The following is an 8,163-nucleotide window of genomic DNA, read 5'->3' as shown; positions in this document are numbered from 1 at the left end:
CCATGGTCTCGTTCGCCATCTGTCTTTCTCCGTCTGTCTACTGTCTTTAATAAGTGTGCTATCGAGCATCAATGCCGCTGGGCGGTCTGGCTCGACCCCGAGGGTCGATCAGGCCGCGCGGACTTGACGCTCAGCGGCCAGGCTGACCAGGCTTAAACCCGTCGCCGGTATTCTCGAGCACCGGCTCGACCTCGCGGTGGGGCCGGGCGATGATGTGCGCGGCCACCAGACCGTCACCAACCCGCTCACAGGCGTCGGCGCCGGCACGCACCGCTGCGTTGACCGCACCGGTCTCGCCACGCACCAGCACGGTGACGTAGCCACCGCCGACAAACTCGCGACCAATCAGCCTGACCTCAGCAGCCTTGGCCATCGCATCCGCGGCCTCGATCGCTGGCACTAGACCACGGGTCTCGATCATGCCCAGCGCAATGCCAAATCTTTCGCCTGCCATTTCTGTCGTCTCCGTTAAAGACTTTTACGCCGCTTCGATCGCGGTCGAGGGTTTAATTGGCCGAGCCTAGGCCGCCTGATCCTGTTGTTCCGTTGGCTGCTGGTCGCCGCTGCTGCTCTCTGCCTTAGCCACCTGTTCCGGCTGCCAGAAATCGATAATGCCGCCGATGCTGAGATCGGTCATGGTCTTCGGGTCGGGCATCGCTAGGCGTCCTGCCGAGCCGCTGACGGTAAAGACCCAATTCCCAGGCCGCACGCCAACCGGATCCGTCGCGACCAGCAGCTTGCCCTTGCGATCCTTCAGGATCTGCAGACTGCAATGTCTGAGCCCCTCGATGCGTTGGGTGCAGTACAGGGTGCCGACCACCTGGTTGATCTCCATCGCGGCGACCTCAGAGCCCCGCGTCCGGGTCCCAATCGTCGATGATGCCGACGATGGTCAGATCGCTCGGATATTCTTTGCTGCCCGCGGCCTCACGGGCGGCCGAGCTGCCCACGCAGATCACCCAATCACCCGGAATTGAACCAACTGCATCAACCGCAACCAGCTGCGCACTGCCGTCCTGCACCACCTGCAAATGCTTGTGCTCGAAGCCCGGGATGCGGTTGGTCGACACCAATGGCTTCAGGACCTTGCAGATCTTCATCAGCGCCCAGCCTCAATGTCCGCCAGCGGCCGCGGGCTGTAGCGACGAGCCCACGATCTCAATCGGCGCTGCGGCATCACAATCGCGCACCGCACGCAAGCAATGGAGCATGCCATCGGCGCAGAGCGTCGGATACCGCGCCTTCAATGCGGCCGCAATCCGCTCGCAATGCGCAACCGCACGCTCACGCGCACCAGGCACACCGCCGTGATAGTCATAGCGCACGATGATCGGCACCGGCAGCCCACGATTGACGTTCAGGCCGGTAAAGATCTTGATGCCAACATCGACGTCCTTCGCGCCCTCCTCCACGGTGCTGAGGTAAGCAAAATAGGTCAGGTTGCGCAGCTGGATCTCTTCAAAGCCGATTCCAGCACCGATAAAGCGCTCGGCATGGCCGATATCCGCATAGCTGCCACCATGGTATTGGCGCACATAGTCGATCTGCGAGATGTTGTTTTCGATCAGCCCGACTATCAGCTGCACCATGCCTTCGGTCAGAGCCGCTGCAGCGGTCTTACCCGGCGCATGGGCGCGCACCAGCTCCTTGATGCGCTCACGCGCCTGAGGCGCCGACATCCCTCGGGTGATCTCGTACACCTTGCCCGCATCCAGCCAATGCTCGAGATCGCAGTAGCCATCGGCATCCGGCACGTGGACGCGGATCGCGTCGGTATCGGTGTCAAGCCCCACCAGCAGCAGATCGACGGATGCGCCGCAGCAGAAGCTGTTCTCGATCGCCTGGCGAAAAGCCTTCAGCCGCTCGAGTCCAGCGCTCGCCGCAGCGGCATCATCCGAGCCGTGCGCGGCACAGCCCTGATGGGCGGGATCAACCGAGCTGCCGTGATACATCACCACCTTGAGGTAGCGGGTCGGCTCATCGGCAGTATTCGGCCGGCCTTCGCGAAAGCGCGTCAGCTCGGTCTCGACCCACTTCTCAACCGTGTTCTCGATGTCGAACAGTGAGCCCGCGTAGGACTTACGGCGCACCCGCCCATAGGGCAGCCGCAGCACATAGCTGATGGCATGTGCCAGGCGCCCGTCCGCACAAGGCGTGACATCCATGAGATGGAAACCACACTCGAGCAAGAAGCGCTCGAAGGCCCCCCCATCGCGTCCACCGAGCGGATCATCGCGGTAGAACGCATCGCTCATGCGGTGGTAGGTCTCGAACACACAGGCCGCAAACAGGCGTCGCATATCGAGACCGCCGATCCAACTGTCCTCGAGGATAGGCGCGGGCAGCTCAAAGCCGAGCTCAGCGCGCGCGATCGCCTGGGCTCGACTGACAAAGTCTGGCTCACAGCGCTCGCTTGCGATCTGCTTCAGCACGGGCACCAGATTGTCGAAGGCATGCTTGACCGACGCCTCATAGTCGTGCAGCCGGGCATTGGCCACCGCATCGGTCAGTGGATGCAATCCATCGCTCGACCCAGTGCCTAGCGCAAAGGCACTAACACCGAGTGCCGGCGTCTTCAGGTCCGCCCGAGCCGAAGCGCCTCCACTCCGAGATGAGGTCTGGGCAAGAGCGGAGCCAGCGCCAGGCGCTTGCGCCTTGACCCTGGCCAGCCCAGGCGGTTTAGGCCTCGGAGGCCGGGTTGGACGCGTCGCACCCCGCCCAACATGGGCAGGCCGCTCTGGCCTGGTCGTGGAAGGACGCTCCGCCGGCTCAGACGTCGTTGCCTGCCCGGACAACGGCGGCTGTTGCACCGCGCGCGGTGCCGCCCGCCCACCCGATGCCACGGAGGCAGCCGGCTCAGCAGGCGAGCCCACAGCGGACCGACCACGCGGGCGCTGGTCCAGGCTGCGGCGACGCGGCGATGGTCGTTGACGCAGGGGCATGACTCAGCTGCTCAACCGCGGGCGCCGCCCGAGTAGGTGATCAGGGCACCGCGATCGGTGCTGCCGGCACTGCCCGTGACATGACTGGTTGGCTGCGGCGCTTCTTCATTGCGTTTGGCCGCGACCGGTGGCATCGCACCCATCGGGCCAGGACGGGTCGGATTCCGACGTCGTGCCGAACTCCCCTCTGTGCCAGTCACGCGCTCACCGCGGTCCCAGTCATCACCGGTGATCTTGCCGCCCGCAGACTGGCCTTCACCCGTCACCCGCGCCCGCTCGGCTGCAGCAGCAGTCTCGCTGGCAGCGGCACCCGCATCGGGCTCAGGGGTCAACAGATTAGGGCGCGCGCGTCGGCTATCGAAGCGGAACTGCTCGGTGCCGGTGATCTTGCCGGTACCCATCCCGAACGGGCCGGTGATGTGCCGGTTTGACTCATAACTGGTACCGGTGACGGCACCTTGGCGGCGACTCTCGAACGCTGCGCGAGCCGGCGAGCTGACACTGAAGCCTTGACCAGGAACCGGGGGCGCCGCCGGCGCGGCGGCCAGGCTGGGGGTCTGGTTGGGAGTCAAACCAGGGCGCGGCTGAGGAGTCAGGCCGGGCGCCGAATCATCCAGCAAGCGTGGAAAGTCGGGCTGGCCGGGCTCAGCAGCATTGCTGACATCGGTCTCGCACGCGCTTGCAAACTGGTCGGCTCCAACATATGGAGTGCCGGTTAGCGGTTCGCAGGCCCCTTTCGAGGCGCCTGTCATCAGGCCACCAATGCCGGGCTGGATGCCGGTCATGGCCCGCCCAGGCGTTGCCGACATCACCGGCGTGCGTGCCTTGATCTCATGTCGTTGCTCTGGGGCGCAGTAATCCGATGCCTGCTCCAAGCCGGCATAGGGCGTTCCGGTAACAGCCTTGCAGGTTCCAGGCTCATCGCCGGTCACCTTGCCCGAGCGGCCGGTTTGGGTGCCGGAGACACGGAAGCCCTTGTTGGTGGTCGAGAAGCCCACCTTTGCAGCCTCAGGCGGCGGACTGATCTCGCAAAACTGCTCGTACTGTTCACGCGAGGTGTACTGATCGCCGGTCACCAAGCGACAACTGCCGGGCTCATCGCCCGTCACAGTCGACGCGCGACCGACCCGCGTGCCGGTGATGCTGCCACCGGAGAGGGTGCCCGAGGTGCCGACCTTGGGCGGCGCTGACCGGTCAGTCGGGATCTCGGAGGCCGCCGTGTACTGCGTACCCGTGGGCACCACGTTGGCACCCTGCTCGTCGCCGGTGACCTTCACAGAGCGGCCAACCATGGTGCCGGACAGGCCTTGGCCCCGGAGGGTCTGATCGACGCCCGTTTCGCGCGGTTCCGGACTCGGACGCGTGTTGCAGTAGCTCACGTATTGATCCGGCGACAGGTACTGGGTACCGGTGACGTTGCTGCAGGTACCAGGCTCATCGCCGGTGACCTTTGGCGAGCGCCCACCCGCATTGCCGGAGATGCAGGTGCCGTAGCCGGTCGGGCTCAGGCCGATCTTCGACGTCGAGGGTACCGGATCGGTCTGACAGAACTCACGGAAGATATCCGCGCCCATGTACTCGGTACCGGTGATTGCCCGGCAGGTGCTTGGCTCATCACCGGTGGTCTTCAGGCTGCGTCCAACCCGGGTACCAGTAACGAACTGGCCGTGCGAGGTCTCGCTGACGCCCACCTTCCACGGCTGATCAGCAGCACCGGCCCGATTCGGACGCACACGCCCGGTTGGCTGCGACTTGCGCTCACCTGCGCCGCCATTGCTGCTGCGCTGCGCGCGCACCCGCTGTGCGAGCTCACGCCCGGTCAACTTTGGATTGGCCTGCCGAGCAATGCCGGCAACGGAATGCGGCACGTTGGTTGCCCCTTTACCTCGCCCGCTGAGCGCAGCCCGGCGCGCGAGCGCCACTGCCCGCCCCGCTGGCTTGGTCGCGAGCGCTGGATTCGGCTTGCGCTTGCGATTGCTCGCCTGCGGCTTGCTGGAGGAGTTCGGCGCTGACAATGACAGCGATGGCTGCGCAGCTGCACCCAGCTTGCTGTTGCTAGCCGGGCTGTTGCTAGCCGGAGAGCGATCCCCATTGCCTTTGCCCTTGCCGCCGCAACCACAATCGGACTTATTCTGAGCAGGTGCCTTATCGCCCCCTTGACGAGCCGTCTGGGCGCGGGTCCGATCGCCGCTGCGCTGCGCTCGCCGACCATCGCGGGCCAACTTCGCCCGCCGCTGACGCGCGAGCTCGCGACTGTTCTGCGAAGGACTCGGCGGCGCCGAACGTTGGCGTTGCGAACCAGCCTGCGCGCGGCCCGAAGACGAGCGATCAAAGCCCTGCAACGGGTCCTGCGTGGGAGCCGAAGCTGGAGCTGGGGTGCTCGACGCCGGGGCCTGCTGAGGCCGTGCGCGAACCGGCCGCGGGTCGCGACTGCGCTCTGGCGTGGTCTGCACCAAACCCTGCTTGCCCTGGGTCGACAGGGCACGCCGGCGGGCCAGGGCCGCCTCGCGGCCGCTCGATCTCAGGTTCGCTTTGCTTGCCATGGGTAATTCCGTGGGGCTGTCGGGTTGGCTGTCCGTCATCGCCGGGCGGGCGGGCAGCTCGGGATAGTGCATCGCCTGCCGGCCTCCGGCACCCGCCAAGTGCTGAAAGACCGGAAAGACGGAGATCGACATCGTCGCCGCCTGCGCTTCAGTCCGGAGCCGGCGCAGGGCTTAACACCCGCGCAAACCAGTTCAACCGAAGGCAGGGCTGAGCACAGCGCTTAGCCGCGGCCCTGGAAGACGACGAAGCAAGAGCCCTGGCTCTGGGTGTAGCTGTCGTATCCAGTCAGGCGGACATGATGATCCGGATAGGAGCGGTGGCAGGCCTCAAGCTCAGCAGCCACGTTACCGAGCTCCTGCTCGCCGAAGAACGGCAGCTTCCACATGGTCCAGTAGTCGTCCATCGTGCCTGAGGGATGCACGTGCTCGATCGCCGGCGTCCAGCCCTGAGCGATGATGTAGGCGATTTGATCGTAGATCTCCTGCTGGGACATCGGCGGCAGGAAGCCGAAGGTCTCGAGGGTCTTCTTGGTCTGGTAGTCGCCCATGGTTGCTTGCAAGGACATGGCGGATACTCCTGTTAAATTGCGTTCGATGGTGAGGTGGCGAAGGCCGATGGAGTCAGGCTCCGTTGGGAGCAGACGCCCAATGCGCCGCTGCTCCCAATGGGATCAGCCGATCAGGTGTCGAGCTTATCGACGGTCTCGAACTCGAACTTGATCTCCTTCCAGGTCTCCATCGCGATGGCCAGCTCTGGGCTGTGCTGAGCAGCCTCGGTGAGGATATCGCGCGCCTCTTTCTCGATCTCGCGGCCCTCGTTGCGAGCCTTGACCGAGGCCTCGAGGGCGACGCGGTTGGCGGCAGCGCCGGCGGCGTTGCCCCAGGGATGGCCCTGAGTACCACCACCAAACTGCAGCATGGAGTCGTCACCAAAGATCGTCACCAGCGCCGGCATGTGCCAGACGTGGATGCCGCCGGAGGCGACGGCGAAGACGCCGGGCAGTGACCCCCAATCCTGATCGAAGAAGACGCCACGTGAGCGGTCTTCAGGCACGAATGATTCGCGCAGCTGGTCGACGAAGCCGAGCGTCGACTGACGATCGCCCTCGAGCTTGCCGACGACGGTACCGGTGTGCAGGTGGTCGCCGCCGGAGAGGCGCAGACACTTGGCCAGCACGCGGAAGTGGATACCGTGCTTCGGATGCCGGTCGATGACCGCATGCATCGCGCGGTGAATATGGAGCAGCATGCCGTTCTCGCGGCACCAGTTGGCCAGGCCGGTGTTGGCGGTGAAGCCACCGGTGAGGAAGTCATGCATCATGATCGGTGAGCCAACTTCCTTGGCGAACTCGGCGCGCTTGTACATCTCTTCCGGCGTCGCGGCGGTGACGTTGAGGTAGTGACCCTTTCGCTCACCAGTCTCCTGCTGCGCCTTTTGGATGGCCTCACCGACGAACTCGAAGCGATCACGCCAGCGCATGAAGGGCTGCGAGTTGACGTTCTCGTCGTCCTTGGTCATGTCTAGGCCGCCGCGCAGACACTCGTAGACAGCACGGCCGTAGTTCTTTGCCGACAGACCCAGCTTCGGCTTGATGGTAGCGCCGAGCATCGGGCGGCCGTACTTGTTCAATCGGTCACGCTCGAGCTGGATGCCAGCCGGCGGGCCGCCGCAGGTCTTGATGTAGGCGATCGGGAAGCGCAGATCTTCAAGGCGAAGATGCTTCAGGGCTTTGAAGCCGAACACGTTACCGACCAGCGAGGTCAGTACGTTGACGACCGAGCCTTCCTCAAACAGGTCGATCGGGTAGGCGACGAAGGCATAGAAGGACTCGTTGTCGCCAGGCACGTCCTCGATGCGATAGGCGCGGCCCTTGTAATACTCGAGGTCCGTCAGCAACTCTGACCAAACCGTTGACCAGGTACCGGTCGAGGATTCAGCGGCGACGGCAGCAGCAACCTCTTCACGGGGGACGCCGGGCTGCCCAGTGACCTTGAAACAGGCCAGCAGGTCAGTGTCCAGCGGGACATAGTCGGGGGTCCAGTACATGTCCCGGTATTCTTTAACACCGGCGTCGTACTTTTTGCTCATGCTCAGCTCCTGTGGGTCTGTTCTGCGTCTGCTTCGCTTGATCCGGGTTTGCCTAACGCTGGATCGTGTTCGGAGGGCCTCGGCAACGGTGCCGCTGATAACCCGATAACCTTACGCCGAGCGCAGTCTTCAGCGGAAATCGATTGTTTCGATCGATAAAATCGATTTTCGTCTATAGTGAGGACCATGGCCGGCGCCGTTTTAGTGCGCCCGGCACAATAAACGAGCTGTGACGGTGCAGCAATAGCCACTATCAGTGTGCGCGCACCACATTGACCGAGATCAAGCAACTAATCGATTAGCACGGAACTTCTCATGCCTGCCAGCACAGCCCAGCTATGCTGCAGCAGGCAGCAGGCAGCAGGCAGCAGGCAGCTAGTAGCGCACACGCACCCGATAGGTCAGCCGTGATTCACCTTCGGCCGGGATCTCGAGCCGCCAGACCGCCGTGTTGGCATTGCCCTTCTCATGTGGCGCATTCTCCTCCAACATGCTCCAGTCGCCCGGGATTCGCTCCTGAATCACGACCGTCTCGGGCTCCGACTTGGCGTTCTTGACCAGGATCTCGTAGGCGCCTTCGAACTGATAC

At 64.2% G+C, this 8,163-nt stretch carries 7 protein-coding genes and 1 pseudogene; all 8 read right to left on the bottom strand.

The window, feature by feature from the left end:
• Nucleotides 1-130 precede the first annotated feature (130 nt).
• Nucleotides 131-454 (bottom strand): BMC domain-containing protein, encoded by a 324-nt coding sequence (locus tag ACY693_RS10570; RefSeq protein ID WP_323683505.1) that lies wholly within the window; start codon nt 452-454, stop codon nt 131-133.
• A 66-nt stretch (nt 455-520) separates the two neighbouring features.
• Entirely contained in the window at nt 521-835 is a 315-nt protein-coding gene (locus ACY693_RS10565; protein WP_462321790.1) for a carboxysome peptide B, read from the bottom strand.
• 10 nt (nt 836-845) lie between these two features.
• A complete protein-coding gene (locus tag ACY693_RS10560; RefSeq protein WP_462321789.1) occupies nt 846-1,100 on the bottom strand; it encodes a carboxysome peptide A in 255 nt (84 codons plus the stop codon).
• A 12-nt stretch (nt 1,101-1,112) separates the two neighbouring features.
• Nucleotides 1,113-2,519: a carboxysome shell carbonic anhydrase gene (locus tag ACY693_RS10555; protein WP_462321788.1), complete on the bottom strand. Its 1,407-nt coding sequence runs from the start codon at nt 2,517-2,519 to the stop codon at nt 1,113-1,115.
• Nucleotides 2,520-2,953: 434 nt separating this feature from the next.
• Nucleotides 2,954-5,617, bottom strand: a complete 2,664-nt coding sequence (locus ACY693_RS10550) for a CsoS2 family carboxysome shell protein (RefSeq protein ID WP_462321787.1) — start codon at nt 5,615-5,617, stop codon at nt 2,954-2,956.
• An 89-nt stretch (nt 5,618-5,706) separates the two neighbouring features.
• Nucleotides 5,707-6,051: a ribulose bisphosphate carboxylase small subunit gene (locus ACY693_RS10545; protein ID WP_462321786.1), complete on the bottom strand. Its 345-nt coding sequence runs from the start codon at nt 6,049-6,051 to the stop codon at nt 5,707-5,709.
• Nucleotides 6,052-6,164: 113 nt separating this feature from the next.
• A complete protein-coding gene (locus ACY693_RS10540) occupies nt 6,165-7,574 on the bottom strand; it encodes a form I ribulose bisphosphate carboxylase large subunit (protein WP_462321785.1) in 1,410 nt (469 codons plus the stop codon).
• Nucleotides 7,575-7,949: 375 nt separating this feature from the next.
• Nucleotides 7,950-8,163, bottom strand: a pseudogene (locus ACY693_RS10535) (DUF4139 domain-containing protein); the annotation flags it as partial.

The sequence above is a fragment of the Halochromatium sp. genome (genome assembly GCF_054919635.1).
Note: the sequence above shows the minus strand (reverse complement) of the source record. Positions and strands in the feature narration are given on the sequence as shown.